Source organism: Vibrio sp. MarTm2 (assembly GCF_027587055.1).
Taxonomy (GTDB): domain Bacteria; phylum Pseudomonadota; class Gammaproteobacteria; order Enterobacterales; family Vibrionaceae; genus Vibrio; species Vibrio sinaloensis_D.
On sequence record NZ_JAPPTK010000017.1, the window covers coordinates 1 to 26,029 of the forward strand.

General features: G+C 46.1%; 25 protein-coding genes. 4 read left to right on the forward strand and 21 right to left on the reverse strand.

Annotation, left to right across the window (positions count from 1 at the left end; translation table 11 throughout):
* Positions 1-436: 436 nt before the first annotated feature.
* The 3 genes from hemG to OH458_RS20380 are packed head-to-tail and all read right to left on the reverse strand — an operon-like array spanning position 437 to position 3,097.
* Positions 437-964: a menaquinone-dependent protoporphyrinogen IX dehydrogenase gene (hemG, locus tag OH458_RS20370; RefSeq protein ID WP_269979638.1), complete on the reverse strand. Its 528-nt coding sequence runs from the start codon at positions 962-964 to the stop codon at positions 437-439.
* A gap of 9 nt (positions 965-973) precedes the next feature.
* Positions 974-2,431: a TrkH family potassium uptake protein gene (locus OH458_RS20375; RefSeq protein WP_005476124.1), complete on the reverse strand. Its 1,458-nt coding sequence runs from the start codon at positions 2,429-2,431 to the stop codon at positions 974-976.
* Positions 2,432-2,473: 42 nt separating this feature from the next.
* Positions 2,474-3,097 carry a YigZ family protein gene (locus OH458_RS20380; protein WP_039478940.1) on the reverse strand — a complete coding sequence of 208 codons (624 nt, stop codon included), beginning with the start codon at positions 3,095-3,097 and terminating at the stop codon, positions 2,474-2,476.
* Between the two features lie 250 nt (positions 3,098-3,347).
* On the opposite strand from OH458_RS20380, the gene fadB reads away from it, so the two are divergent.
* Positions 3,348-5,519 carry a fatty acid oxidation complex subunit alpha FadB gene (gene fadB, locus OH458_RS20385; protein ID WP_269979639.1) on the forward strand — a complete coding sequence of 724 codons (2,172 nt, stop codon included), beginning with the start codon at positions 3,348-3,350 and terminating at the stop codon, positions 5,517-5,519.
* A 14-nt stretch (positions 5,520-5,533) separates the two neighbouring features.
* Positions 5,534-6,709, forward strand: a complete 1,176-nt coding sequence (gene fadA, locus OH458_RS20390; protein WP_005426042.1) for an acetyl-CoA C-acyltransferase FadA — start codon at positions 5,534-5,536, stop codon at positions 6,707-6,709.
* Positions 6,710-6,759: 50 nt separating this feature from the next.
* Here fadA and punR read toward each other — a convergent pair whose 3' ends face one another.
* Positions 6,760-7,668, reverse strand: coding sequence for a DNA-binding transcriptional activator PunR (gene punR, locus OH458_RS20395; protein ID WP_269979640.1), 909 nt, complete (start codon positions 7,666-7,668; stop codon positions 6,760-6,762).
* Positions 7,669-7,809: 141 nt separating this feature from the next.
* Here punR and punC point away from each other — a divergent pair, with 141 nt between their 5' ends.
* Positions 7,810-9,015, forward strand: a complete 1,206-nt coding sequence (gene punC / locus OH458_RS20400) for a purine nucleoside transporter PunC (RefSeq protein WP_269979641.1) — start codon at positions 7,810-7,812, stop codon at positions 9,013-9,015.
* A 52-nt stretch (positions 9,016-9,067) separates the two neighbouring features.
* Here punC and OH458_RS20405 read toward each other — a convergent pair whose 3' ends face one another.
* A complete protein-coding gene (locus tag OH458_RS20405) occupies positions 9,068-9,844 on the reverse strand; it encodes a transporter substrate-binding domain-containing protein (protein ID WP_269979642.1) in 777 nt (258 codons plus the stop codon).
* A 102-nt stretch (positions 9,845-9,946) separates the two neighbouring features.
* On the opposite strand from OH458_RS20405, the gene OH458_RS20410 reads away from it, so the two are divergent.
* Positions 9,947-10,687 (forward strand): amino acid ABC transporter permease, encoded by a 741-nt coding sequence (locus tag OH458_RS20410; protein ID WP_269979643.1) that lies wholly within the window; start codon positions 9,947-9,949, stop codon positions 10,685-10,687.
* A 64-nt stretch (positions 10,688-10,751) separates the two neighbouring features.
* On the opposite strand, the gene glmU is transcribed toward OH458_RS20410, so the two are convergent.
* The 16 genes from glmU to mnmE all read right to left on the reverse strand — a co-directional run bounded on the left by glmU (position 10,752) and on the right by mnmE (position 25,934).
* Complete coding sequence (gene glmU / locus OH458_RS20415; RefSeq protein WP_269979644.1) at positions 10,752-12,113, reverse strand: bifunctional UDP-N-acetylglucosamine diphosphorylase/glucosamine-1-phosphate N-acetyltransferase GlmU; 1,362 nt, start codon at positions 12,111-12,113, stop codon at positions 10,752-10,754.
* A gap of 151 nt (positions 12,114-12,264) precedes the next feature.
* Positions 12,265-12,687: a F0F1 ATP synthase subunit epsilon gene (locus OH458_RS20420; RefSeq protein WP_005476200.1), complete on the reverse strand. Its 423-nt coding sequence runs from the start codon at positions 12,685-12,687 to the stop codon at positions 12,265-12,267.
* An 18-nt stretch (positions 12,688-12,705) separates the two neighbouring features.
* The gene (gene atpD, locus OH458_RS20425) at positions 12,706-14,109 is read right to left on the reverse strand and encodes a F0F1 ATP synthase subunit beta (RefSeq protein WP_269979645.1); all 1,404 of its coding nucleotides are present in this window, start codon (positions 14,107-14,109) and stop codon (positions 12,706-12,708) included.
* A gap of 35 nt (positions 14,110-14,144) precedes the next feature.
* Complete coding sequence (atpG, locus tag OH458_RS20430) at positions 14,145-15,011, reverse strand: F0F1 ATP synthase subunit gamma (RefSeq protein ID WP_004411115.1); 867 nt, start codon at positions 15,009-15,011, stop codon at positions 14,145-14,147.
* A gap of 42 nt (positions 15,012-15,053) precedes the next feature.
* Entirely contained in the window at positions 15,054-16,595 is a 1,542-nt protein-coding gene (atpA, locus tag OH458_RS20435; RefSeq protein WP_138972880.1) for a F0F1 ATP synthase subunit alpha, read from the reverse strand.
* A 13-nt stretch (positions 16,596-16,608) separates the two neighbouring features.
* Positions 16,609-17,142: a F0F1 ATP synthase subunit delta gene (atpH, locus tag OH458_RS20440; RefSeq protein WP_269979646.1), complete on the reverse strand. Its 534-nt coding sequence runs from the start codon at positions 17,140-17,142 to the stop codon at positions 16,609-16,611.
* A gap of 14 nt (positions 17,143-17,156) precedes the next feature.
* Positions 17,157-17,627, reverse strand: a complete 471-nt coding sequence (gene atpF, locus OH458_RS20445) for a F0F1 ATP synthase subunit B (RefSeq protein ID WP_038191821.1) — start codon at positions 17,625-17,627, stop codon at positions 17,157-17,159.
* 72 nt (positions 17,628-17,699) lie between these two features.
* A complete protein-coding gene (atpE, locus tag OH458_RS20450) occupies positions 17,700-17,957 on the reverse strand; it encodes a F0F1 ATP synthase subunit C (RefSeq protein ID WP_000450922.1) in 258 nt (85 codons plus the stop codon).
* A 43-nt stretch (positions 17,958-18,000) separates the two neighbouring features.
* The gene (gene atpB, locus OH458_RS20455; RefSeq protein ID WP_005476192.1) at positions 18,001-18,813 is read right to left on the reverse strand and encodes a F0F1 ATP synthase subunit A; all 813 of its coding nucleotides are present in this window, start codon (positions 18,811-18,813) and stop codon (positions 18,001-18,003) included.
* Positions 18,814-18,821: 8 nt separating this feature from the next.
* Positions 18,822-19,211 (reverse strand): F0F1 ATP synthase subunit I, encoded by a 390-nt coding sequence (locus OH458_RS20460; protein ID WP_269979647.1) that lies wholly within the window; start codon positions 19,209-19,211, stop codon positions 18,822-18,824.
* 189 nt (positions 19,212-19,400) lie between these two features.
* A complete protein-coding gene (locus OH458_RS20465; protein ID WP_269979648.1) occupies positions 19,401-20,282 on the reverse strand; it encodes a ParB/RepB/Spo0J family partition protein in 882 nt (293 codons plus the stop codon).
* 23 nt (positions 20,283-20,305) lie between these two features.
* The gene (locus OH458_RS20470; protein ID WP_005476196.1) at positions 20,306-21,079 is read right to left on the reverse strand and encodes a ParA family protein; all 774 of its coding nucleotides are present in this window, start codon (positions 21,077-21,079) and stop codon (positions 20,306-20,308) included.
* 14 nt (positions 21,080-21,093) lie between these two features.
* Positions 21,094-21,726 (reverse strand): 16S rRNA (guanine(527)-N(7))-methyltransferase RsmG, encoded by a 633-nt coding sequence (gene rsmG, locus OH458_RS20475; protein WP_269979649.1) that lies wholly within the window; start codon positions 21,724-21,726, stop codon positions 21,094-21,096.
* The gene (mnmG, locus tag OH458_RS20480; protein WP_269979650.1) at positions 21,726-23,621 is read right to left on the reverse strand and encodes a tRNA uridine-5-carboxymethylaminomethyl(34) synthesis enzyme MnmG; all 1,896 of its coding nucleotides are present in this window, start codon (positions 23,619-23,621) and stop codon (positions 21,726-21,728) included. Before mnmG ends, rsmG begins: the two co-directional genes overlap by 1 nt.
* Positions 23,622-24,086: 465 nt before the next feature.
* A complete protein-coding gene (mioC, locus tag OH458_RS20485) occupies positions 24,087-24,521 on the reverse strand; it encodes an FMN-binding protein MioC (RefSeq protein ID WP_269979651.1) in 435 nt (144 codons plus the stop codon).
* A gap of 51 nt (positions 24,522-24,572) precedes the next feature.
* Positions 24,573-25,934, reverse strand: coding sequence for a tRNA uridine-5-carboxymethylaminomethyl(34) synthesis GTPase MnmE (gene mnmE, locus OH458_RS20490; protein ID WP_039478842.1), 1,362 nt, complete (start codon positions 25,932-25,934; stop codon positions 24,573-24,575).
* Between the last annotated feature and the right edge of the window lie 95 nt (positions 25,935-26,029).

A 26,029-nucleotide genomic window follows, 5' to 3' on the forward strand; every position in this document is an offset into this window, starting at 1 on the left:
GCTCTTGCTAATAAATAGCATAAGTAATGTTTGAATTGACTGTGCTGAATCTTTCGATTCAATGGTCACTTCGTTTCATTGAAACCTAATTTGAAGCCTAAGCTTCTAATTGGATTATCATCAACGAGTGCCCACACAGATTGATAGGTTTATATTGTTAAAGAACTTTCCGCTTGAGCTTCGCTCAAATCGGACGGCCATTTTAGCGAGATAAAGTTTAGTGTCAACCACTTTTTTTAAACTTTTTTTCAAGCGTTTCCGCTTGGCTAATTGACCTTGCTAACTGGGCTCTCGTTTCTTTCGAAGCGTTGCCGTGTCAGCGAGGTGGCATTATAGGGATCGGAATTATCTTGGCAACCCCTTTTTGCCTTTTTTTCTAACTTTTTGACTGTTCGGTCAATAATTAGGCCAAAACAGCTAAAAACATACCTTATGATTACAAATCCACAAACTTTTGGCTAAATAAGGCGACTTTTTCCCAGTTGGTGTACTCCACTTCTTTTGTTGTATCTGTCTCTCCACCAGTCATGGTCATAATCAGCTTAATCATCATTTTATCGAATAGACCATAACGAGGGTAATAGAGAGCGCCAGCAAACACTCCGATAAGCTCAGGATGCCAGGGCGACTTTTTCAAGAAGGTACGAATATACGCACTGCCTTCAGGTGTGTCTTTTCTCTGCTCTTCTTTACGAGCGGTTAGATTCACGCAAAAGAATGCGACTTTATTTCGTTCTAGATGTTCGAGATTCTGCTCAATAAACTGATACAGTTTCTTATTAAGGTGACCATAACGAATAGAAGCTCCAATCAAGACCCTGTCGTAATGACTGAAGTCGACCGTTGGGACAGTATGTAGGTCCACCAGCTCACACTCGAAGCCTGTGAGTTGTTCTTCTATATAATGAAGAATTTTTTTTGTCTGCCCTTCACGAGAAGAGTATAAAAATAGTGCTTTAGCCAAAATTGTTCCTTAACTCCGCCAAAACGTAGGCGTGAGTAGTATAAGAAGAGTGAACACTTCTAGACGACCAAACAGCATGGATACGATCAACACCCACTTTGCTTTGTCATTAATATCACCAAAATGAAGCGCCACCTCACCTAAACCAGGGCCTAAATTGTTCAATGTCGCTGCGACCGCAGAGAAAGCGCTCAGCTCATCAATACCCGTCGCGATTAACGCTAGCATACAAACCACGAACACTAGCGCATAAGCAGAGAAGAATCCCCAAACCGCATCAACAACACGCTGTGACAAGGCGGTACCACCCACTTTGATGGTATAAACCGCGCGCGGGTGAACCAAACGCTTCAGCTCACGAGCACCTTGTAAGGTCAGTAGCAGAATACGGATCACTTTCATGCCACCACCTGTCGAGCCAGCACAACCACCGATAAAAGAAGAAAACAATAGCAACACTGGTAAGAACAATGGCCAATCAGAGAAACCTGTTGTGGTAAAACCCGCTGTAGTTGATATGGAAACAGTTTGGAATAGAGCTTGGTCAAATGCGTCGTACACCGAATCATAAGAGTGGTGATTCAACAACACTAAAAAACATACAACAAATAAGATCGCTTGAATGAATAGAAAGGCGCGAAACTCTGGATCTTTCCAATAGTATTTAGGATGAACACCACCAGATGCAAACGCGGCGAAGTGCAAAGAATAGTTACATGCCGAGATTAACAAGAAGACAACAGTAATCATGTTAATAGCGTAACTATCAAAGTAACCCATACTCGCATCGTGTGTGGAGAAGCCACCAATTGCGATAGTAGAGAAGCTATGACTAATCGCATCGAATGGAGTCATGCCCGCTAGCCAAAACGCACCAGCACAGGCTAAAGTTAAACTCAGATAGATATACCAAAGCGCTTTTGCTGTCTCAGCAATCCTAGGAGTCATCTTGGAGTCTTTTACCGGACCAGGGATTTCTGCGCGGTAAAGCTGCATACCACCGATACCTAATACTGGAAGGATGGCAACGGCGAGAACAATGATGCCCATACCACCAAACCATTGCAGAAACTGGCGATAGAACAAGATGGCTTTTGGCAAATCATCCAAACCAACAATCACTGTAGCACCAGTGGTTGTTAAGGCAGAAAAGGATTCAAAGAACGCATCGGTTACCGAAATATTTGGGTTATCTGAGAGCAAAAAGGGAATGGAGCCGGCACTACCAAGTACAGTCCAAAACAGGACGACGATCAAAAAACCATCTCGAGCTTTTAATTCGTGCTTAAATCGACGATTGGGGAACCAACATACTGCCCCACAAAATAGCAGTACGAAAAAAGTAGTAACAAACGCAACCCCCGCGCCATCACGATAAATAAGCGCAACCAAAGCGGGCGCAAGCATGGAGACACTAAAAAGGGCGAGCAATAGCCCGACAATGCGAATAATTGAACGAAATTGCATGTGTGATTAATGAATGAAGCAGAGCTTCCAACTTCCTAGTATTTATTGTCCCTTCAGAGGGGTAACATGTGCTTTTGCACCACTTTTATTGATTACGCTCTGGGTGAAATCTGCGACATGTCTGCGCTCGATCTCAACCACCATTCGCACTTGGTCACTATACTCTGCCGATATTTCATGGCCTTCAAATTGGCCGATGAGGGACTGAGCAATAGGCATAAACCCATAGTCTAACTCTAGTTGCAATTGTGCGGTTATTTTTTTCTCAATTGTTTGAAGCAGCTTGAGCGCTTGTTGCACGCCGCCGCCATAAGCTTTGACCAAGCCACCTGTACCGAGCTTGATGCCGCCAGAATATCGAGTGACTACCGCTGTAATCTCTCCAACTCCGGAACCAGATAGCTGAGCAAGGATCGGTTTACCTGCAGTCCCTGAAGGTTCTCCATCATCACTGAAGCCCCACTGCATGGAATCTTCTGGTCGCCCAGCTACGAATCCCCAACAATTATGGCGAGCGCCTGAATGTTTGTTTTTTATTTTTTCGACAAAAGCTTTCGCTGCATCAATATTTGGCGTGTGAGCTAAGTAGGTAATAAAGACGCTTTTCTTTATTTCCTCTTCAAACTGACAAGGTTCAGAAGGTATTAAATAAGGTGTGTCGTTCATAATAACGCTAGGTTTTCTCAGATCATTTGAGTCTATCACGACCACTCTTTACTCGTCGCCCTTGATCTGCACCAGCGCACAATGTTAAACACTTGTTTAAAAAATGTATTGAATTTAACCAAGGACCGATCCAAACTAATCCCACTGGTCAAACCAGATTAAAAATATAACAACTTTCCTGCTTGCCTATTACATGCCTTATGTGACAGGTGAACACACAATCCAAGATTGTATGTCATGGAGATAGACAATGATTTACCAAGCCGAAACCCTACAGGTAAAGGAAGTACAAAATGGCATTGCAGAACTAAGCTTCTGCTCTCCAAAATCCGTTAACAAGCTCGACCTAGCGACACTAGAGTCACTCGACAAAGCCCTTGATGCACTAAAAGCGCACCAAGGGCTGAAGGGCTTGATGCTCACCTCAGATAAAGACGCGTTCATTGTTGGCGCTGATATCACCGAATTCTTAGGTCTTTTTGCCAAGACAGACGCTGAACTCGATCAGTGGCTGCAATTTGCTAACAGCATCTTTAACAAGCTGGAAGACTTACCGATCCCGACTATCTCGGTACTAAAAGGTCATACGTTAGGTGGCGGTTGTGAGTGTGTGCTTGCAACTGACATGAGAATTGGTGACAAGACCACCAGCATCGGTTTACCAGAAACGAAACTGGGTATCATGCCGGGCTTTGGTGGTTGTGTACGCCTGCCACGTGTTATTGGTGCCGACAGCGCGATGGAAGTGATCACACAGGGCAAAGCGTGTCGTGCGGATGAAGCATTAAAGATTGGTCTTCTTGATGCGGTTGTCGATAGCGATGCACTTTACGAGTCAGCACTCAAGACACTGACCTCGGCAATTAACGAGAAGTTGGACTGGCAAGCTCGTCGTAAGCAAAAGACATCACCACTTACGCTAAGTAAGCTCGAATCAATGATGAGCTTTACCATGGCGAAGGGTCTGGTGGCACAAAAAGCAGGTCCTCACTACCCAGCACCAATGACTGCCGTTATTACGATTGAAGAAGGCGCTCGCTTCGCTCGTAACGAAGCACTCGACATTGAACGTAAGCACTTTGTAAAACTGGCTAAGTCTGAAGAAGCAAAATCACTGGTTGGTTTATTCCTCAACGACCAATACATCAAAGGGCTTGCGAAAAAATCAGCTAAGTCAGCAAGTAAAGACACGCAACGTGCGGCTGTGCTTGGTGCGGGTATCATGGGCGGCGGCATCGCTTACCAATCTGCATTAAAAGGCGTTCCGGTGTTAATGAAAGACATCGCGCAACCTTCACTCGACTTAGGCATGACTGAAGCATCTAAGCTGCTAAATAAACGCTTGTCTCGTGGTCGTATTGATGGCTTTAAGATGGCTGGCATTTTAGCGTCTATCACACCAAGCCTACATTACGCAGGCATCGAAGAATCAGACGTGATTGTTGAAGCCGTAGTAGAAAACCCGAAAGTAAAAGCAGCAGTTTTGAGTGAAGTCGAATCGCATGTCGGTGACAGCACGGTTATCACCTCAAACACCTCGACGATTCCTATCAACCTGTTGGCAAAATCGCTAAAACGCCCAGAAAACTTCTGTGGCATGCACTTCTTCAACCCAGTGCATCGCATGCCTCTTGTTGAGATCATCCGTGGTGAACATACCTCTGATGAAACCATCAATCGCGTTGTTGCGTACGCAGCGAAAATGGGCAAATCACCAATTGTCGTTAATGACTGCCCTGGGTTCTTTGTAAACCGCGTATTGTTCCCATACTTTGGCGGCTTCAGCATGCTACTTCGTGACGGTGCAGACTTTACGAAAATCGACAAAATCATGGAACGTAAGTTTGGCTGGCCTATGGGACCTGCATACTTGCTGGATGTTGTTGGTATTGATACTGCTCACCACGCACAGGCCGTAATGGCGCAGGGTTTCCCTGAGCGTATGGGCAAACAAGGCCGTGACGCGATCGATGCGCTGTTCGAAGCAGATAAATACGGCCAGAAAAATGGCAATGGTTTCTACAGCTACACCATTGATAGAAAAGGTAAGCCGAAGAAAACCTTCTCTGAAGAGATCTTGCCAGTGCTCGCTGACGTTTGTGCCGATAAGCAGGACTTTGACGATCAGACCATCATTCAACGTATGATGATTCCGATGATCAACGAAGTGGTACTGTGTCTACAAGAAGGCATCATTGCCACTCCACAAGAAGCGGATATGGCACTGGTTTACGGTCTTGGTTTCCCTCCATTCCGCGGCGGCGTATTCCGCTACCTAGATAGCGTAGGTATCGCTGAGTTTGTTGCAATGGCAAAACAATACTCAGAGCTTGGTGCTATGTACCAAGTACCACAGATGCTGATTGATATGGCGGCGAAAGGTGAAAGCTTTTACGGTGCACAACAGCAAGGTTCTATCTAAGGAGGGATTCTAAAATGACTAATCAAACAAGAAATGTTGTCGTAGTCGATTGTCTACGTACTCCAATGGGTCGCTCTAAAGGTGGTGCTTTCCGTCATACTCGAGCAGAAGATCTATCTGCGCGCCTGATGAAAGGTATTCTTGCGCGTAACCCACAGGTGAACCCAAGTGAGATTGAAGATATCTACTGGGGCTGTGTACAACAAACACTAGAGCAAGGCTTTAACGTTGCTCGTAATGCAGCGCTGCTTGCTGGCCTACCAATTGAGATTGGCGCCGTGACGGTTAACCGCTTGTGTGGTTCATCAATGCAAGCGCTTCACGACGGTACACGTGCGATCATGACGGGTGACGCTGAAATCTGCCTAATTGGTGGTGTTGAGCACATGGGACACGTACCGATGAACCACGGCGTGGACTTCCATCCAGGTATGTCCAAGACAGTTGCAAAAGCAGCAGGCATGATGGGCTTAACGGCAGAAATGCTTGGTAAGCTGCATGGCATTAGCCGTGAGCAACAAGACGAATTTGCTGCGCGCTCTCATGCTCGTGCACATGCTGCAACCGTAGAGGGTCGTTTTAAAAACGAAATCCTACCAATTGAAGGTCATGCGGCTGACGGCACGCTGTTCACTCTAGATTACGATGAAGTGATTCGCCCTGAAACATCCGTTGAAGGTCTATCTCAACTTCGTCCTGTTTTCGACCCAGCAAACGGCACAGTAACAGCCGGCACATCATCAGCGCTGTCTGATGGCGCATCAGCAATGCTGATCATGAGCGAAGAGAAAGCCAATGAACTTGGCTTGAAGATTCGTGCACGTATTAAAGGCATGGCGATTGCGGGTTGTGATCCTTCCATTATGGGTTACGGCCCTGTACCTGCGACGCAAAAAGCGCTCAAGCGTGCTGGTCTTTCAATTGAAGACATGGATGTGGTTGAGCTAAACGAAGCATTTGCCGCGCAGTCTCTACCATGTGCTAAAGACTTGGGTCTGCTTGATGTGATGGATGAGAAGGTCAACCTTAACGGTGGTGCGATTGCATTGGGTCACCCGCTTGGTTGTTCTGGCTCACGTATCTCGACGACTCTGATCAACCTAATGGAAGCCAAAGACGCGAAATACGGCCTGGCAACCATGTGTATCGGTTTAGGTCAGGGTATCGCGACCGTGTTTGAGCGACCTTAGTAAGCTATATTTATGTAGTCAAAGCGCCAGTCTACACTGGCGCTTTTTCATTACGCTTGTAACCAATCTTGATAAAGCTGATCACTCGAACCCAAATAATCGACCATCCATTGAATCATCTTGTGGTTTTCATCTTTGCGCCAAACTAAACAACAGTGGCTCAGCGGCTTATCTTCAGGAAGAATTTTCTCGACCAAAATGCCTTCAGTGATCAACGGCTGCGCGATATGGCGCGGCATATAACCCACCCCAACACCATGCTTTAAGCATTCAATAGCGCTATACCAGTTAGGCAATAACAATCGACGCTGCTTTGGATAATGAACGGTGTGACGCTTTGGTAGCACACTCGAGGTATCATCTAAACAAATTGCAGGGAATTGGCTGACAAACTCTTCTGTTAAGTACTGCTGTTTCACACAGGCATGGCTTGATGACATCACAAACGCCCAATCCAAGAGACCCATGGCTTTGACTTCAAAGTCTCCACCGACTGGAATGGCCGATGTCGCGCCAACAACAATATCGGCACGCCCCTGTGAAATAGCCTCCCACGAGCCATTGAACACTTCCATATTGATCTGCAGCTCCGCATTGGGAAATATTTGATAGAAATCTTCAATTAGAGGCTTGAGCCGCTCCAGCTTAACCACATTATCCAGCGTCAACTTAAGTGTTTTCTTCCACCCTTGAGCGACCCTCCGAGTCTGGGCTTTTACCTCTTCCATCTGCCTAAGCATCGTTCTAGCTTGAGTAAGGAAAAGCTCTCCCGCAGGAGTCAGCTCTACCTTTCTCGGCAGTCGCTTAAACAAAACCACATCCAACTCTTGTTCTATTTGCCGAATGCTATAACTGATGGCAGAAGGTACTTTATGTAGTACCTCAGCGGCAGCGGTAAAGCTCTCTAGCCGCGCAACGGTGTCCACCAGCTCTAGGGACGATTGGGAAAAAGCACTCATAACTACCTTTCAATTTTTTTGATTGATAACTGCAAATTTTAGCGTTTTATTTTATTAAAAGTGAAGAATAGACTACTCAAGTTAATAAAAAGGTTGGCGCCGACTGATAACTATCTATCAATTATTTTGAATGGAAAAATGATGAATATTTCAAAATTACAACTTTTTTACCTAGCTCTTTTATCTATGCTCGGCTTCATTGCTACTGATATGTATTTGCCTGCATTTAAAGCGATGGAGATAGATTTTGCTACAGGACCAGAGCAAATCGCCCTATCTCTTACCGTATTCTTAGTGGGTATGGCACTTGGCCAACTCTTATGGGGCCTAGCTTCGGATAAATTTGGTCATAGAAATACTCTGGCGGCAGGTCTAACACTATTCACCGTTGCTTCATTTGGCTTGGCTTACAGTGACCAAGTGTGGCAACTTCTCACATTGCGCTTTGTCCAAGCGATCGGTGTGTGCGCGCCAGCTGTTATCTGGCAAGCGATGGTCATTAAGCGTTACTCGAGCAGTAGCCAACAAATTTTTGCTACCATCATGCCATTAGTCGCATTATCCCCCGCATTAGCCCCACAATTAGGCGTGCTTCTCGCCGATAATTTTGGCTGGAGCAGTATTTTTATTGCGCTCACGCTAATGGGCATCATGCTAGTTATAGCGACGATGGCACAAAACAATGAAGAAGTAGAATCAAAGCAAACCAGCATATCGTCAGACATTAAGACATTACTCGGCTCTAAAACGTACCTTGGTAACGTGTTGATGTTCGCCACCGCCTCTGCGGCGTTCTTTGCTTACCTGACCGGAATGCCAGAAATCATGGCGCAACTGGGCTACGAAGCGAAGGACATTGGTTTAAGTTTTATCCCACAAACCATCGCCTTCATGCTAGGTGGTTACTTGGGTAAGGTGGGCGTAAGCAAGTTTGGCGATGAGAAAGTGCTGCGCCAACTGATAGGTCTGTTCAGCGTTGCTGCTCTGCTTATTTTCCTCGCTTCACAGTGGCAACTAACATCAATCTGGCCAATCCTAGCGCCTTTCTGCTTGATTGCGGTAGCGAATGGTGCGCTGTACCCAATCGTAGTAAACCGTGCATTAGCAAGTGCGAAGCAAAGCCCAGCGACGGCTGCGGGTCTGCAAAACAGCCTACAAATTACCGTGAGCAGCCTTTCAAGTGCACTTGTTGCCGCGATGGCAAGCCAAGCTCAGATGGTCACAGGCGTTGCAATCATCATCTGTATGGGTGGACTATGGGTGGGTTATATCGTGTCAAATCGAGAACTCTCTCAGCACTTCACAACGCCTGATAATGCTCGCGTCGTGAGTGAAGAGGAACTCTAATTTTTAATCGTAAGAGCCGCTGTTGTGCGGCTCTCTATCTCAATTAGAGACGTTACATACTCTTTAATCCCCACTTTTCGGCGGTTTGATTGAAGAAGCCTTGCGTTTTTTTCAGTTCAACCCAGTGGTTAATGTAGTTGATCCATACTTGGTCATCTTGCGGTAACAACATGGCAATTGGCGTTGGTTTGCGTAGTTCTTTCACTGGCACAATAGCCAACTGCTTAAACTTTTCCACCAGCGTTGCGGCTTCTACATTTGAGGTAACGGAAACATCAGCTCGACGGGCAAGCAGTTCTTGGAAATCACGAGCAGGCGCTTCAATCACAATGTGTTGCGCTGATGGGAAGAAGTCTTTGACCATTTTTTCTTGTACGGTACCAAGCGTTGCGGCCACTTTTACATCCGGTTTATCGAAATCAGCCCAGTCAGAGAATTTCGCCAAATCTTTCTTTTGCACCACAGGTACAAACGCGAGGTAGAAATATGGTTGGCTATAACCCGCTACCTTCGCTCGTGACATATTTAACGATGCACTGCCGGTGATGTCATATTTGTTCGCAGTAATCCCATTCACGAGTGTTTTCCAATCGGTAGCGACAAACTCCACCTCAACACCCAAATCTTTTGCTAACTCTGTGGTCACATCAATATCGAACCCACGATAACTGTTGGTCGCGGGATCTTTCATTGTCATTGGATTCCAGTCTCCAGTGGTGCCAACACGTAACACACCATTCTCTAGTATTTCGTGTAATCGGCTATCCGCATAAGCTAACTGAGTAAGCGCGAGTAACCAAAGACCAACAGCAAAAATTAGCTTTCTCATTCTATTTCCTTATATATTTATTTTGATTCGAGATTTATAAAAACACTCTTGATAACATAGCAGTAACAAGCGGCATTTATTAGTCAAGTTAGGAAATGAAGATTGAATAATCGAACTCTGTGGCTGTTTTTCCCATTTTTACTGACTGGTTGCTCGGATTATCAGTGGGGTTGGTATGTGCTGGATCCTTCAACCGAGCAAGGGCTGACAAACATCAAGTTTTTGGTCGCCGGTTTTAAGGACACGATCCAAGTGTCACTACTCAGCATGTTGTTTGCCATGACCATCGGTTTGCTCGTCGCGCTCCCTGCACTTTCCAACTCACCTATCCTAAAGGGGATAAATCGCCTCTATGTGGAGATCATTCGCTCGATCCCCGTCTTAGTCCTATTGCTGTGGGTCTATTATGGAATGCCGACGTTGCTGGATGTGTCTTTGGATCACTTCTGGGCGGGGGTAATTGCTCTAACCGTCGCCGAAAGTGCTTTTATGGCCGAGGTCTTTCGGGGAGGGATCCAAGCGATAAGCCGTGGTCAGCATGAAGCAGCGGAGTCGTTGGGGCTAAGTTATTGGCAGAAGATGCGCTTGGTGATTCTACCCCAAGCGTTTAGGCAGATCTTACCGCCGCTTGGCAACCAGTTTGTTTATATTCTTAAGATGAGCTCTTTGGTGAGTGTGATTGGTTTGAGTGACCTAACAAGACGAGCCAATGAACTAGTGGTTAATGAGTACTTACCTCTAGAAATTTACACCTTCTTAGTTCTCGAGTACTTAGTGTTGATTTTGTTGGTTTCTCAAGCCGTGCGCTGGCTAGAAAAACGTATCGCTATTCCAAGCCATTAACCCTCAATAATAAAGCCGCTCATAAAAAGCGGCTTAGAAAAAATGACTTAAAGCTTGTTAGTACTTACTTCTTTTTGACAGGACGCTGCCAGCCGGTAATCTTACGCTCTTTCGCACGAGTGATGACTAATTCACCCTCAGCGGCATCTTTGGTCAGCGTCGTGCCTGCGCCAATAGTTGCGCCATCAGCGATAGTGACAGGCGCAACAAGCTGGCTGTCAGAGCCAACAAACACATCGTTACCGATCACAGTCTTAAACTTGTTTGCACCATCGTAGTTGCACGTAATAGTACCTGCGCCGATATTCGTGCGTTGGCCGATCTCTGCATCACCTAAGTAAGTTAAGTGATTAGCTTTCGAGCCTTCACCAATACGTGCATTCTTCACTTCAACGAAGTTACCGACGTGAGAGTCGTTACGCATCTCAGCACCTGGACGCAGACGAGAGAATGGCCCCACTGTACATTCTTCGCCAACAGTAGCACCTTCGATTACGCTGTATGGGCGAATAACCGTGTTGTCGTCGATTTCACAATCTTTCAAAACACAACCCGTGCCGATTACAACATTGTCACCCAGAGATACGTTACCTTCGATGATAACGTTGGCATCAATTTCACAATCCATACCACATTGAAGCTCACCACGTAGATCAAAACGTGCTGGGTCGCGCAACATTACCCCTTGCTCAAGCAGTTTTTTTGCCTGCATTGACTGAAATGCGCGCTCAAGTCGAGCCAACTGAGCTCGGTCGTTAACACCCTCAACTTCGATTGGGTTAACAGGGTGTACAGCCTCTACCGCTCGACCTTCGTCGTGTGCAGCCGCAATGACATCCGTTAGGTAGTATTCACCCTGTGCATTTTCATTGTTAAGACCCGATAGCCAGCGCTTAAGATCGCCGCCAGTTGCTACCATGACGCCAGTATTGATTTCTTTGATCAACTTCTGCTCATCGGTTGCATCTTTTTGCTCGACGATAGCAACAACAGGACCATTGCGGCGAACGATACGACCATAGCCCATTGGGTTATCAAGGACGACAGTCAACAGTGCAATACCACCTGTAGGCTGCGCATCCAACAAACCTTCGATCGTTTCTTCCGAGATCAGTGGTACATCACCATAAAGCACTAAGATCTTTTCATCATCTTCAAACTGAGGAGAAGCTTGATCCACTGCATGACCTGTACCCAATTGATCCGCCTGAAGTACCCAGTTCACATTCTCTTGCGCGAGCTCTGTTTGCATTTGATCACCGCCGTGACCATAAACCAAATGAATATTCTGCGCTCCGAGGCTATTACAAGTATCAATCACATGTTTGACCATAGGTTTGCCTGCCAACGTGTGGAGCACCTTAGGCTTGTTAGAGTACATGCGAGTGCCTTTACCCGCTGCGAGAATCACCGCGCTAAATTTCATGAATGGACCTGTATGACGTTGTATTAAAATTGAGAGGTATTTTAGACACTAATCGTTAATTAGTTAATTGATCAGGAAAAATTTCTAATAAAAAATAAGCAAAAAGGCGGTCTAATGACCGCCTTTATCACTTTTAAAACAACACCGTTGCTTAACGACGCTGTTTCGTCAGCTCGATTACTCGTAGCTGAGCAATGGCTTTAGCCAGTTCACTAGCCGCTTGAGCGAAGTCCATATCACCGTGCTGGTTTTGAATTGCTTCTTGAGCACAACGCTTAGCTTCTTCAGCCTTAGCTGCGTCCAGTTCTTCACCACGGATAGCTGTATCAGCCAGTACAGTCGCTGTACCAGGTTGAACTTCTACCATACCACCAGAAACATAAATAAATTCCTCGTGGCCGTGCTGCTTAACAAGTCGCACCATTCCAGGCGTGATAGCGGTTAGCAGCGGAGTGTGTCCATGGAAAATACCAAGTTCACCTTCGCTACCGGTCACCTGAAACGTTTCAACACGACCAGAGAAGATTTTCTTCTCAGCGCTTACTACGTCTAGGTGAAAGGTTATTGCTGCCATATCGCCTCCTAGTTAGCCTTATAGCTTCTTCGCATTCTCGATAGCATCTTCAATTGCACCACAGTACATGAAAGCTTGCTCTGGAATGTCATCGTAATCACCAGCTAGTAGACCTTTAAAGCCACGTAGAGTCTCTTTTAGAGGTACGTAAACACCTGGGTCGCCAGTAAATACTTCCGCTACGTGGTAAGGCTGAGTTAGGAAACGCTCAATCTTACGTGCACGAGATACAACTTGCTTATCTTCTTCAGATAGCTCATCCATACCTAGAATCGCAATGATATCTTTCAGCTCTTTGTAGCGCTGAAGTGTCTGCTGAACGCCACGAGCAATGTCGTAGTGCTCTTGACCAACAACTAGAGGGTCAAGCATACGAGATGTTGAATCTAGTGGGTCGATCGCAGGGTATAGACCCATTGCAGCGATGTTACGGTTAAGTACAACCGTTGCATCCAAGTGCGCGAACGTTGTTGCTGGAGACGGGTCAGTCAAGTCATCGGCTGGTACGTATACCGCCTGAACAGACGTGATAGAACCTGATTTCGTTGACGTGATACGCTCCTGTAGTACACCCATCTCTTCTGCAAGAGTTGGCTGGTAACCTACCGCTGAAGGCATACGACCTAGCAGTGCTGATACCTCTGTACCTGCAAGTGTGTAACGGTAGATGTTATCAACGAACAGTAGTACATCACGACCTTCGTCACGGAAGCGCTCTGCCATTGTTAGACCAGTCAGTGCAACACGTAGACGGTTACCTGGTGGCTCGTTCATCTGACCGTAAACCATCGCTACTTTAGATTCTTCAGGGTTTTCAACGTTAACAACGCCTGCTTCCTGCATCTCAAAGTAGAAATCGTTACCTTCACGAGTACGCTCACCTACACCAGCGAATACTGATAGGCCCGAGTGTTGAAGTGCGATGTTGTTGATAAGTTCCATCATGTTAACGGTCTTACCTACACCTGCACCACCGAATAGACCGATTTTACCACCCTTAGCGAATGGACAAACTAGGTCGATTACTTTAACGCCAGTTTCTAGTAGAGCGATCTCGTTTGATTGCTCTTCGTAGCTTGGTGCTTCACGGTGGATAGAGTAAGTCTCTTCCGCACCGATTTCACCACACTCGTCAATTGCGTCACCTAGAACGTTCATGATACGACCTAGGGTCTTAGTACCTACTGGTACTGAAATTGGAGCGCCTGTATTTACTACTTCAACTCCACGACGTAAACCATCAGAGCTACCCATTACGATACAACGAACTACGCCACCGCCTAGCTGTTGTTGAACCTCAAGAACTAGACGCTCTTTTGATTCTGTTACGTTCAGAGCGTCATATACACTTGGTACTTCACTCTGTGGGAACTCTACGTCGACTACTGCACCGATGATCTGTACGATCTTACCTGTAGCCATCGTTAATCCTCTAAACTGTTTCGTTTTACCTAAGCTTAAACCGCTGCCGCACCTGAAACGATTTCAGATAGCTCTTGTGTAATCGCCGCTTGACGCGCCTTGTTATACACAAGCTCTAAGTCATCAATCAGGTTGCTCGCATTATCAGTTGCAGCTTTCATTGCAATCATTCGAGCCGCTTGCTCACAAGCAAGGTTCTCAACCACACCTTGGTATACTTGAGATTCCACATAGCGCACTAGAAGCGTGTCTAGTAGTGCTTTTGGTTCTGGCTCGTAGATGTAGTCCCACTGGTGGGTACGCTGCATCTCTTCGCTGTCCGATTTAGGCAAAGGTAGTAATTGATCGATCGTTGGTTGTTGAACCATGGTGTTCACAAACTTGTTGCTCACAACATATAGGCGGTCCAATTCACCTTCATCGTATTTCTTCAGCATTACGCTAACAGAACCGATTAGGTCTTCAAGGCTTGGGCTATCGCCTAAACCAGAAACCTGAGCCGCTACTTTTGCACCGCTGTTATTAAAGAAGCCAGTTGCTTTTGAACCAATCAATGCCAGTTCAACTTCAGCACCTTTCTCTTTCCAGCTTTGCATGTCTATGACAGCTTTTTTGAACACGTTAATGTTCAAGCCGCCACATAGGCCACGGTCTGTTGAAACGATGATGTAACCAACACGTTTAGCTTCACGCTCCTCTAGGTATGGATGACGATACTCTAGACTTGCGTTTGCTACGTGACCGATCACTTTACGTATTGTTTCAGCGTATGGACGAGAAGCTTCCATTGCATCTTGAGAACGACGCATTTTTGAAGCTGCTACCATTTCCATTGCTTTCGTAATCTTCTGAGTGCTTTTAACACTACCGATTTTATTACGTATCTCTTTTGCGCCGGCCATCGTTACTCTCCATTAGTTGGTGGCATTACTGCCACCGACCTATTACCAAGTTTGGGTTGCTACGAAGTCGTCAGTCAGCTTCTTAAGCTGTGCTTCAACTTCATCGTTATATGCACCCGTCTTGTCGATCTCAGCTGCAAATTCAGCGTATTGACCGCGAGCGAACGATAGTAGAGCCGCTTCGAAATCTAGCAGTTTGCTTAGTTCAACATCTGCTAGGTAGCCGCGCTCTGCCGCAAAGATTACTAGCGCTTGGTCAAATACAGACATAGGAGCGTACTGCTTCTGCTTCATTAGTTCTGTAACTTTCTGACCGTGGTCTAGCTGTTTCTTTGTCGCTTCATCAAGGTCAGAAGAGAACTGTGCGAATGCCGCAAGTTCACGGTACTGAGCTAGTGCTGTACGGATACCGCCTGATAGCTTCTTGATGATTTTCGTCTGTGCAGAACCACCAACACGAGATACTGAGATACCTGGGTCAACCGCTGGGCGAACACCTGCGTTGAATAGCTCAGTCTGTAGGAAGATCTGACCGTCAGTAATCGAGATTACGTTTGTCGGTACGAATGCTGAAACGTCACCAGCTTGAGTTTCAATGATAGGCAGTGCAGTTAGAGAACCTGTCTTACCTTTCACTTCTCCGTTAGTGAACTTTTCTACGTACTCTTCGCTTACACGAGCTGCACGCTCTAGTAGACGTGAGTGGAGGTAGAAAACGTCACCTGGGAATGCTTCACGACCTGGTGGGCGTTTTAGTAGTAGAGAGATCTGACGGTAAGCTACCGCTTGCTTAGATAGATCATCATAAACAATCAGTGCGTCTTCGCCGCGATCACGGAAGTATTCACCCATCGCACAACCTGCGTATGGCGCTAGGTATTGTAGCGCTGCAGATTCAGAAGCCGATGCAACAACAACGATAGTGTTTGCTAGCGCGCCGTGCTCTTCTAGTTTGCGAACTACGTTAGCGATAGTCGATGCTTTCTGACCGATAGCTACGTAGATAGAGAAAATACCAGAGTCTTTCTGGTTGATGATTGCATCGATCGCCATTGCTGTTTTACCAGTCTGACGGTCACCGATTACAAGCTCACGCTGACCACGACCGATTGGGATCATTGAGTCAACAGATTTGTAACCAGTTTGAACAGGCTGATCAACCGATTTACGGTCGATTACACCTGGTGCAATCACTTCTACAGGCGAAGACAGTTTCGCTTCGATTGGACCTTTACCATCAATTGGCTCACCTAGTGTGTTAACAACACGACCAAGCATTTCAGGACCAACTGGTACTTCAAGGATACGACCAGTACCTGTAACTTTCATGCCTTCCTTAAGGTCAGCATATGGGCCCATTACAACCGCACCAACCGAGTCACGCTCAAGGTTAAGTGCTAGTGCATAACGGCCACCCGGTAATTCAATCATTTCACCTTGCATCACGTCCGCTAGGCCGTGAATGCGAATGATACCATCGCTTACCGATACGATAGTACCTTCGTTGCGAGCTTCACTAACAACTTCGAAAGATTCGATACGTTGTTTGATTAGATCGCTAATTTCCGTGGAATTAAGTTGCATGCTCCAATCCCCATTAAGACTGCAATGCATCGCTCAGGCGGCTTAAACGGCCACGTGCTGAGTTATCGATGACTAAGTCTCCGGCTCTAATAATAACCCCACCAAGTAGGGCCTCATCTACGCTGCAATTCAGCTGGACTTTGCGTTCAAGACGCGTTTCAAGTTTGCTGCTGATGTCTGCTTTTTGCTGTTCAGAAAGTTCTGTTGCTGAAGTCACTTCAACGGTGATTTCTTTCTCGTGTTCTTGCTTAAGTAACAAGAACTCAGCGCATACATCAGGAAGGGCCTGTAATCGACCATTCTCAGCCATCACCTTAATCAGGTTTTGACCGAACTCATCAACTTGTTCGCCACATACCGCAACAAATACTTCTGCAAGTTTGTCTGCAGACATTGAGCTGGTTAAAAGCTCATGAATTTGTTCGTTATTGGCAACTTCCGCTGCAAAAGACAACATTTGACCCCATTGGTCTAGTTGGCCTTTTTCAACAGCAAAGTCGAATGCTGCTTTAGCATAGGGGCGTGCGATAGTAGTCATATCAGCCATGTGCGCCCCCAGACTTAAAGTTTTGCAGTAATGTTGTCGAGAAGATCTTTGTGCGCATCTTTATCGATTGAACGCTCAAGGATTTTCTCAGCACCAGCTAAAGCCAGAGTTGCAACTTGTTTGCGCAGTTCATCGCGCGCACGGTTGCGTTCAGCTTCAATTTCAGCTTCCGCTTGAGCAAGGATTTTCTGGCGTTCTGCCTGAGCTTCCTCGCGAGCTTCGTCTAGAATTTGAGTCTTACGCTTGTTCGCTTGCTCAATGACCTCAGTTGCTGTGCGCTTCGCTTCTTTCATTTGAGAAGAAGCATTAGCTTGAGCTAGATTCAAGTCTTTCTCAGCTCGTTCTGCCGCTTGAAGGCCATCAGCGATTTTTTTCTGACGTTCTTCAATAGCGTTCATGATTGGCGGCCATACATATTTCATGCAGAACCACACAAACATTGCGAACGAGATTGCTTGACCTAGCAGAGTTGCGTTCATATTCACAACAGCTACCCCTCTTTATTGGACTTAGTGTTAATCAATGACAAACCGATGTTTGCCTTTGAAAAGCAAAGATTAACCAGCTAGTTGACCAACGAATGGGTTTGCGAAAGTAAATAGTAGAGCGATTACGATACCGATCATTGGAACCGCATCCAGTAGACCCGCGATGATGAACATCTTAACTTGTAGCATTGGTGCCATTTCTGGTTGACGTGCAGCACCTTCTAGGAATTTACCACCTAGTACTGCGAAGCCGATTGCAGTACCTACTGCACATAGACCAACGATGATTGCTACTGCGATTGCTGAAAAGCTCAATACAGTTTCCATTACTATCTCCAAATATACTTTTGACTAATAAGAGTTTAAAAAATTAGTGATCGCTGTCTTCGTGTGCCATTGACATATAAACAATCGTTAGCATCATAAACACGAAGGCCTGAATCGTGATTACCAGAATATGGAAAATCGCCCACGGTAGTGAACCCATCCATTGAAGGAACCATGGTAGCATTGCCGCACAAAGAATGAATACAACCTCACCTGCGAACATGTTACCGAATAGACGCATACCAAGTGACAGAGGCTTCGCTAGTAGCGATACCACTTCAATCAATAGGTTAAACGGAATCATTGTCCAGTGATTAAATGGATGTAATGCTAGTTCTTTGGCAAACCCACCTAGACCTTTCACTTTGATGCTGTAGAAAATCATCAGAGCGAATACGCCTATTGCCATTCCCATGGTGATGTTCGCATCAGCAGAAGGTACTATCTTAAGATAAGGAATACCTAGCCAATGCTCTGCTGGGTAAGGTAAGAAATCGATAGGCACAAGGTCCATCAAGTTCATTAAAAATACCCAACAAAAGATAGTCAGTGCGAGAGGGGCAATCAATGGGTTGCGTCCATGGAACGTATCTTTGACGTTTTCCGCGACAAATTCTACGATCATTTCAACAAAACATTGAAGCTTACCCGGCACACCTACTGTCGACTTCTTAGCTACTTTGTAAAATACTCCTAAGAACATTAAACCAGTGATCCAAGAAAACAACAGGCTATCGATGTGTATGTTCCAGAAACTCGTCTCTTCCGCCACTAACCCCAACTTGTAAGTTGAAAGGTGAGTAAGGTGGTGAGTGATGTAACCGGAAGCTGTTAGCGCTTCACCTGGCGCAGCCATAACTCATCCTATTTTTTGTTGTTAATGAATAGCGCTGGCGCAAAGATGTTAATCCCAAGTACCAGCAAATAGGTTAGTTTCAGGGGAACGAGTTCCACCTGCATATACATGTAAGCAACGGAAAAGAGTGCCACTGTGATGAGAATCTTTAGTGCTTCCCCTGTGTAGAAAAACGCAGCGACCATTTTGGCAGCACGAGCCCCTACAAAGAGAAAAGCACACAAGGCAAATACAGCATTAGCGATAACAAAAATGCCACCACCAATTAGCGCTGAAACTCCCCATTCAGTATTTACAGCAATCGCCATTCCTGCTGCCACTAACGTAACCGCGCCCATTTCGATCAACAACAATCGCTTAGCAAGCTCTCGTCCTGGTCTAGCTAACGCAGCCACCATGTATTCGTACCTCTAGTAATATCCACTTTGCACGACTTCACTCTGTGCTGGGAAATTGGCAAAAATTATACGGTCAGTGTGCCTTAATGCAATTAAAAGCCCGCAAAAAGTTACATTTTTGTTTACAAACCGACAACTTTCGCACAAAAAATAGTTTTTTACATAATTGATTGAGATCAATTATCTCATTTAGCTCTCTAGCTTGGCAATCAGTTGCTCTAATTTGTGAGGCTCATCAAGACTAATCGTCACTTTCGACTTTCCGCTAGGGTTTCGGACAATAGCAACTTTACCCCCGAGCATTACACTCAATTTTTGTGACAATTCTTGTATCTCCACATCTTGAGGAGCATTTTTATCTTCAACCGCCGGTTGCAGACATTTTTTTACAAGTTGTTCCGTTTGACGAACCGTTAAATGCTTCTTGGCCACTTGCAGGGCAACTTCGATCTGTTGTTCGCCCTCAAGAGCTAGCAGTGCTCGAGCATGCCCCATATCGAGTAAATTGTCTGAAACCAAACCTTTTACGTCATTTTCCAACTGATTAAGACGTAATATGTTGCTGACAGCCGCTCGAGATTTACCAATCACATCAGCGACCTGCTGATGAGTCAGTGAGAACTCAGTTTGCAAACGTTCAAGCGCAACCGCCTCTTCAATCACGTTGAGATCTTCGCGTTGAATGTTTTCGATCAATGCCATCGCGATCGCCGCGCGATCTTCCACATTTTTGATCACACAAGGCACTTGTTTTAGACCGGCTTTCCGCGCCGCACGCCAACGCCGCTCACCTGCGATAATCTCAAATTTGTCGTGTTCAACCTGACGAACGACAATCGGCTGGATAATGCCTTGGGATTCGATCGACGCAGCCAACTCCTCTAATGCCTCAGGTGACATATCTTTGCGAGGTTGATAAACACCAGGCTTAAGGCTGTTGATGCTTAAGTCGGTCAGTTCACCTTCAGACGAGAGCTGTTGACTCTGGAGCGCATTTTGCTGTTTTTCACGCGCTAGCGAACTAGTCGAAAGCAGAGCATCAAGCCCTTTACCCAAACCACGTTTAGACATGAGACGGAGTTCCTTTGGTTGGTTTATGCAGGTACTTCTTCACGGCGAAGCATTTCGCCAGCAAGCGCGAGATAGGCTTTTGCGCCTGCAGAGTATTTGTCGTAGTACATGGCTGGTTTACCATGGCTTGGCGCTTCAGCCAAACGAACATTACGAGGAATAACAGTGCGGTACACCTTGTTGCCAAAGTGCTTCTTCAGTTGATCGGACACTTCATTCGAGAGCCTATTGCGAGGGTCATACATGGTGCGCAGCAACCCTTCAATCTTTAGGTTCTCATTCACCACGGCCGCAAGCTTACTGATTGTGTCCATTAACGCCGTTAAACCTTCTAATGCAAAGTACTCACACTGCATAGGAACCAAGACCGAATCCGCTGCGGCCATGGCATTGATTGTAAGAAGGTTTAGAGAGGGAGGACAATCGATAAAGATGAAATCATAGTTATCGCGAACTGACGCAAGAGCGTGCTTTAGGCGTACCTCTCGAGCGAAGACTTCCATTAGCTTGATTTCAGCCGCCGTTACATCTCCGTTCGCGGCAATCAGATCATAGTTTCCTGATGTGTTCGTACAAACCACTTCAGAAAACGGTACATCTTCGACGAGAAGTTCATAGGCAGTGGCATCGACTTGATACTTGTCAACGCCACTGGCCATGGTTGCGTTCCCTTGTGGATCAAGATCAATCACCAAGACTTTACGCTTAGTCGCAGCCATAGAGGCCGCTAAGTTGATACAGGTTGTTGTTTTACCAACTCCACCTTTCTGGTTGGCGATCGCTACGATTTTACCCACAATGGACCTCGCTATTATTCCTTGCGCGATAAGGTTACTAGATGACGCTCACCTTCCAATTGAGGAACATTCAAAGCTTTGATGTCGGTCACACAACACCACTCAGGAAGTTCATCAATCTCACCCTGTGGTAATTGCCCCTTCAGTGCCAAAAATAGCCCTGTCTCGGCTTTGGGAAGGTGGTGACACCAACTTACCATATCTACCATAGATGCGAATGCACGGCTCAGTACGGCATCAAACTTTTCTTCTGGTTGAAACTCTTCGACGCGACTTTGAATCGGCATCACATTTTCGATCTTCAGCTCATGGAGTGCTTGTTTGATAAAACGGATACGCTTGCCAAGGCTGTCGAGTAAGTGAAAGTGCTTATCTGGACACATAATGGCCAGAGGAATTCCCGGAAGTCCAGGACCTGTGCCAACATCAATAAAGCGCTCACCTTGTAAGTGAGTGCTAACAATAATGCTATCTAGAATATGTTTCACCAGCATTTCTTCGGGATCACGAACCGAAGTCAAGTTGTACGCTTTGTTCCACTTATTGAGCATTTCAACGTACTCAACCAGCTGGTTACGTTGCAGTTCAGACACCTCTAAGTCAGTTTGCGCGATGAGTTCATCAAGCTTATTACGAAGTTGGCTCATTACGCGACCTCACCTTTTTTTAAAATGCCTTGCTTTTTCAAGTGAACCAGTAAAATGGAAATCGCAGCAGGAGTAATACCTGAAATACGAGAAGCAATACCGATGCTTTCAGGTTTCGCCTCCGTCAGTTTCGCTACTACTTCATTGGAAAGGCCACTGACTTTCGAGTAATCCATATCGACAGGTAGTTTCGTGTTCTCGTGGCGCAGAGATTTTTCGATTTCATCTTGCTGTCGCTGAATGTAACCTTCGTACTTCACTTGGATTTCAACTTGCTCAGCGGCTTGTTGATCCTCAAGTGCAGGCGCAAAACGATCCAGAGCCGTGAGCTGTGAATAGGTCATCTCAGGACGACGCAGAAGATCTTCGCCACTTGCTTCACGAGACATTGGCGATTTTAAAATCGCATTAAGGGCATCGATACCTTCTGACTTAGGATTCATCCACGTTTCTTTCAGACGTTGACGCTCTTTTTCCATGTTGTCGAGTTTTTCGTTGAAACGAGCCCAACGCGCATCATCAATCAAACCTAGCTCGCGAGCTTTTTCTGTCAAACGCAAGTCTGCGTTATCTTCACGCAACAAGAGACGGTATTCTGCACGAGAAGTGAACATGCGGTACGGCTCTTTGGTACCCATGGTAGACAAATCGTCAATTAGCACGCCCATGTAAGCTTGATCGCGACGTGGGCTCCAGCCTTCTTTACCTTGGCTGTGCAAGCTTGCGTTCAAGCCCGCCATCAAGCCCTGTGCAGCCGCTTCTTCGTAACCCGTTGTGCCGTTGATTTGGCCGGCAAAAAACAGACCGCTAATAAACTTGGTTTCGTAAGTCTGTTTCAAATCACGTGGGTCAAAGAAATCGTATTCAATCGCATAACCAGGACGAACAATATGCGCGTTTTCAAACCCTTTCATCGAACGCACGATCTGAACTTGAACATCAAATGGTAAGCTGGTGGAAATACCATTTGGATAGAGTTCGTGAGTCGTCAAACCTTCTGGTTCAATAAAAATCTGGTGGCTGTTTTTGTCAGCAAAACGCATCACTTTGTCTTCAATCGAAGGACAGTAACGAGGACCAATCCCTTCAATCACCCCTGCGTACATTGGACTGCGATCAAGGTTGTTGCGGATCACTTCATGCGTACTTTCGTTAGTATGCGTGATGAAACATGGGATTTGACGAGGATGCTGAGTGCGTTGTCCCATGAATGAAAATACTGGTGTTGGATTATCACCGTGTTGTACTTCCAACTCTGAGAAATCGACACTTCGAGCATCGATCCTTGGAGGTGTGCCTGTTTTAAGACGATCAACACGGAATGGGAGCTCACGGAGACGATCAGCTAGCGCGATCGAAGGTGGATCCCCAGCTCGACCACCTGAAGAGCTCTCCATACCAATGTGGATCTTGCCACCTAAAAAGGTGCCGACGGTAAGGACCACGGCTTTTGCTCGAAACTTAAGCCCCATTTGGGTTACAACACCTACAGCGGTGTCGTTTTCCACAATTAGGTCATCCACTGACTGTTGGAAAAGCGTTAAGTTGTCAGCATTTTCAAGCGCTTCACGAACATACGCTTTGTACAGGGCACGGTCTGCTTGCGCTCGAGTCGCTCGTACAGCTGGGCCTTTAGAGGCATTGAGAGTTCGAAATTGAATACCCGCATGATCGATAGCCTGAGCCATTAAACCACCCATTGCATCGACTTCTTTGACTAGGTGACCTTTACCAATACCACCGATTGCTGGGTTACATGACATTTGGCCCAAAGTATCGATATTGTGAGTAAGCAAAAGGGTCTTTTGACCTGTCCGTGCAGATGCTAATGCGGCTTCCGTTCCTGCGTGACCGCCACCAACGACAATGACGTCAAAGTTTTCGTGATAGAGCATGAACTGACCTCAGGTATTCAATCAAGCTATAGAAAGATAAAAGAGCGTTATTCTACCTTCTTTCACAGAGTGTGGAAACGCTTTTGAGACTTTTCATTTAAAGGCTTGAAAGACTTATATATATAAGATCTATATATATGATCTTTTATTAGATCTATTATTAGGATCGACGATCTCTGTGGATAACTCAAAAATGATCAACAAGATCATGGATCTTTTATGGATCGTAATCTGTGATCAGCCTTTGATCAGATCGAGGATTTCCTGAGATCAAAATTGATGGTTATGCACAGGGGTGAAAAAGGATCCGAGTTGTTATTGGGATAACTATAGGAAAGTCACTGGATTTGATCTAGTTTATCCACAGGCCGAATGGTTGCTTTTTGACCAAGTAAACTTAAAAGTGGTGGGAGAAGTTATTCACAGAGAGGAAATCAGAGCCGAAAAACGACTCTGAATTGGGGATTAGAAGCGCTCAATATGTTCTAGCAACCAAGTTTCAGCTGCATCTTCGGGAACTGAGTGGCTGAGTACATCGATGGTTAAACAGTCAGTAATGGGGGTTGCACCAATATCTTCCAGAAGGTTATGGGCATGTTTTCCAGCGGCACAGAAGGTGTCGTAGCTCGAGTCACCAATCGCGATCACGGCATACTTAACCTCACTCATTTTAGGTGGTGTGTTTTGCAATGCGCTAATGAAGGGCTGAATGTTATCTGGATATTCGCCCGCACCATGAGTTGATGTGATAACAAGCCATGTCCCCTTGTTTTCAATATCGTTAATGTCTGGTTGGTTGTGGATTGTGGTTTCAAACCCTTTCTCAATGAGAAGATCACTTAGGTGGTCACCCACATATTCAGCTCCGCCTAAAGTGCTGCCTGTTATAATGTGAATCATTGTTCGTCCTTTACTAAAAGAAGTGCGACCTAGAGGTCGCACTGTCGATGATTATTTACCAATACAGAAAGAAGAGAAGATGCGGCCCAGTAGGTCGTCTGAGCTGAACTCGCCAGTGATTTCACTCAAATGTTGCTGAGCGATACGCAGCTCTTCTGCCAAAATCTCCCCAGCCATATAACCTTCAAGCTGCTGTTGACCAATGTCTAGGTGTTCGGCTGCACGTTCCAGTGCCTCTAGGTGTCTGCGACGAGCCATAAAGCCGCCTTCATTACCTCCTGCAAAGCCCATGCACTCTTTTAAATGACTGCGTAGTGACTCGACACCTTCACCCGTCTTCGCTGATAAGCGGATAAGAGTTGGATCGTTGACATGACAAATGCCAAGATCTTCACCGGTTTGATCGGCTTTATTGCGGATCACTGTCATACCAATGTTATCTGGTAGGCGATCAACGAAGTCTGGCCAAATTTCTTTTGGATCGGTGGCATCTGTGGTTGTGCCATCAACCATAAAGAGTACGCGGTCCGCTTGAGCGATTTCGTCCCAAGCGCGTTCAATGCCGATTTTCTCGACTTCATCAGAGGCGTCACGCAGACCTGCGGTATCGATAATATGCAGTGGCATTCCGTCAATATGGATATGTTCACGCAGCACGTCACGTGTGGTTCCTGCTATGTCGGTCACAATGGCCGACTCTTTGCCTGATAGTGCATTGAGCAGGCTTGATTTGCCCGCATTCGGACGACCAGCGATAACCACCTTCATGCCTTCACGCATAATCGCGCCTTGGTTCGCCTCTTGGCGTACCGCACTCAGGTTATCAATGATGGCTTGCAGATCGCCTGCTACTTTTCCATCAGCCAGAAAGTCGATCTCTTCTTCTGGGAAGTCAATTGCCGCTTCAACATAGATGCGAAGGTGGATCAGGGATTCGACCAGAGTGTGAATACGTTGCGAGAACGCACCTTGCAGTGATTGTAGGGCGGATTTAGCCGCTTCTTCCGAACTTGCATCGATCAAGTCAGCAATGGCTTCTGCTTGAGCGAGATCGAGTTTGTCATTTAAAAATGCGCGCTCTGAAAACTCGCCCGGTCTTGCGGTACGAATCCCCGGTATTTGTAGGATGCGTTTAATTAGCATGTCCATCACGACAGGGCCGCCATGACCTTGCAGTTCAAGGACATCTTCACCTGTGAATGAATGCGGGTTCGGGAAGTACAATGCGATACCTTGGTCAAGCTGGGAGCCATCTTGCGAGGTAAAGGGTAAGTATTCTGCATAACGTGGACGCAGAGTTTTCCCTGTTACTTCTTGAGCGACTTTCTCTGCCAGTGGGCCGGATACTCGAATAATGCCGACGCCGCCACGACCAGGCGCGGTTGCTTGGGCGACAATGGTATCTGTAGTCATAGTTGTGCCTGTAGAATCTCGGTGCCATTGCATGGCAAATAAGTAATGTGATGAATTGTAATCAGCTCAAATAAAAAAGGCGACCTTTTGGCCGC

Excerpts from the sequence above, each read along its gene's own strand:
- OH458_RS20375 (WP_005476124.1), bottom strand. The coding sequence starts at position 2,431 with ATGCAATTTCGTTCAATTATTCGCATTGTCGGGCTATTGCTCGCCCTT.
- OH458_RS20380 (WP_039478940.1), bottom strand. The coding sequence starts at position 3,097 with ATGAACGACACACCTTATTTAATACCTTCTGAACCTTGTCAGTTTGAA.
- fadB (WP_269979639.1), top strand. The coding sequence starts at position 3,348 with ATGATTTACCAAGCCGAAACCCTACAGGTAAAGGAAGTACAAAATGGC.
- fadA (WP_005426042.1), top strand. The coding sequence starts at position 5,534 with ATGACTAATCAAACAAGAAATGTTGTCGTAGTCGATTGTCTACGTACT.
- punR (WP_269979640.1), bottom strand. The coding sequence starts at position 7,668 with ATGAGTGCTTTTTCCCAATCGTCCCTAGAGCTGGTGGACACCGTTGCG.
- punC (WP_269979641.1), top strand. The coding sequence starts at position 7,810 with ATGAATATTTCAAAATTACAACTTTTTTACCTAGCTCTTTTATCTATG.
- OH458_RS20405 (WP_269979642.1), bottom strand. The coding sequence starts at position 9,844 with ATGAGAAAGCTAATTTTTGCTGTTGGTCTTTGGTTACTCGCGCTTACT.
- glmU (WP_269979644.1), bottom strand. The coding sequence starts at position 12,113 with ATGAAATTTAGCGCGGTGATTCTCGCAGCGGGTAAAGGCACTCGCATG.
- OH458_RS20420 (WP_005476200.1), bottom strand. The coding sequence starts at position 12,687 with ATGGCAGCAATAACCTTTCACCTAGACGTAGTAAGCGCTGAGAAGAAA.
- atpD (WP_269979645.1), bottom strand. The coding sequence starts at position 14,109 with ATGGCTACAGGTAAGATCGTACAGATCATCGGTGCAGTAGTCGACGTA.
- atpG (WP_004411115.1), bottom strand. The coding sequence starts at position 15,011 with ATGGCCGGCGCAAAAGAGATACGTAATAAAATCGGTAGTGTTAAAAGC.
- atpA (WP_138972880.1), bottom strand. The coding sequence starts at position 16,595 with ATGCAACTTAATTCCACGGAAATTAGCGATCTAATCAAACAACGTATC.
- atpH (WP_269979646.1), bottom strand. The coding sequence starts at position 17,142 with ATGGCTGATATGACTACTATCGCACGCCCCTATGCTAAAGCAGCATTC.
- atpE (WP_000450922.1), bottom strand. The coding sequence starts at position 17,957 with ATGGAAACTGTATTGAGCTTTTCAGCAATCGCAGTAGCAATCATCGTT.
- atpB (WP_005476192.1), bottom strand. The coding sequence starts at position 18,813 with ATGGCTGCGCCAGGTGAAGCGCTAACAGCTTCCGGTTACATCACTCAC.
- OH458_RS20460 (WP_269979647.1), bottom strand. The coding sequence starts at position 19,211 with ATGGTGGCTGCGTTAGCTAGACCAGGACGAGAGCTTGCTAAGCGATTG.
- OH458_RS20465 (WP_269979648.1), bottom strand. The coding sequence starts at position 20,282 with ATGTCTAAACGTGGTTTGGGTAAAGGGCTTGATGCTCTGCTTTCGACT.
- rsmG (WP_269979649.1), bottom strand. The coding sequence starts at position 21,726 with ATGAGCCAACTTCGTAATAAGCTTGATGAACTCATCGCGCAAACTGAC.
- mnmG (WP_269979650.1), bottom strand. The coding sequence starts at position 23,621 with ATGCTCTATCACGAAAACTTTGACGTCATTGTCGTTGGTGGCGGTCAC.
- mioC (WP_269979651.1), bottom strand. The coding sequence starts at position 24,521 with ATGATTCACATTATAACAGGCAGCACTTTAGGCGGAGCTGAATATGTG.
- mnmE (WP_039478842.1), bottom strand. The coding sequence starts at position 25,934 with ATGACTACAGATACCATTGTCGCCCAAGCAACCGCGCCTGGTCGTGGC.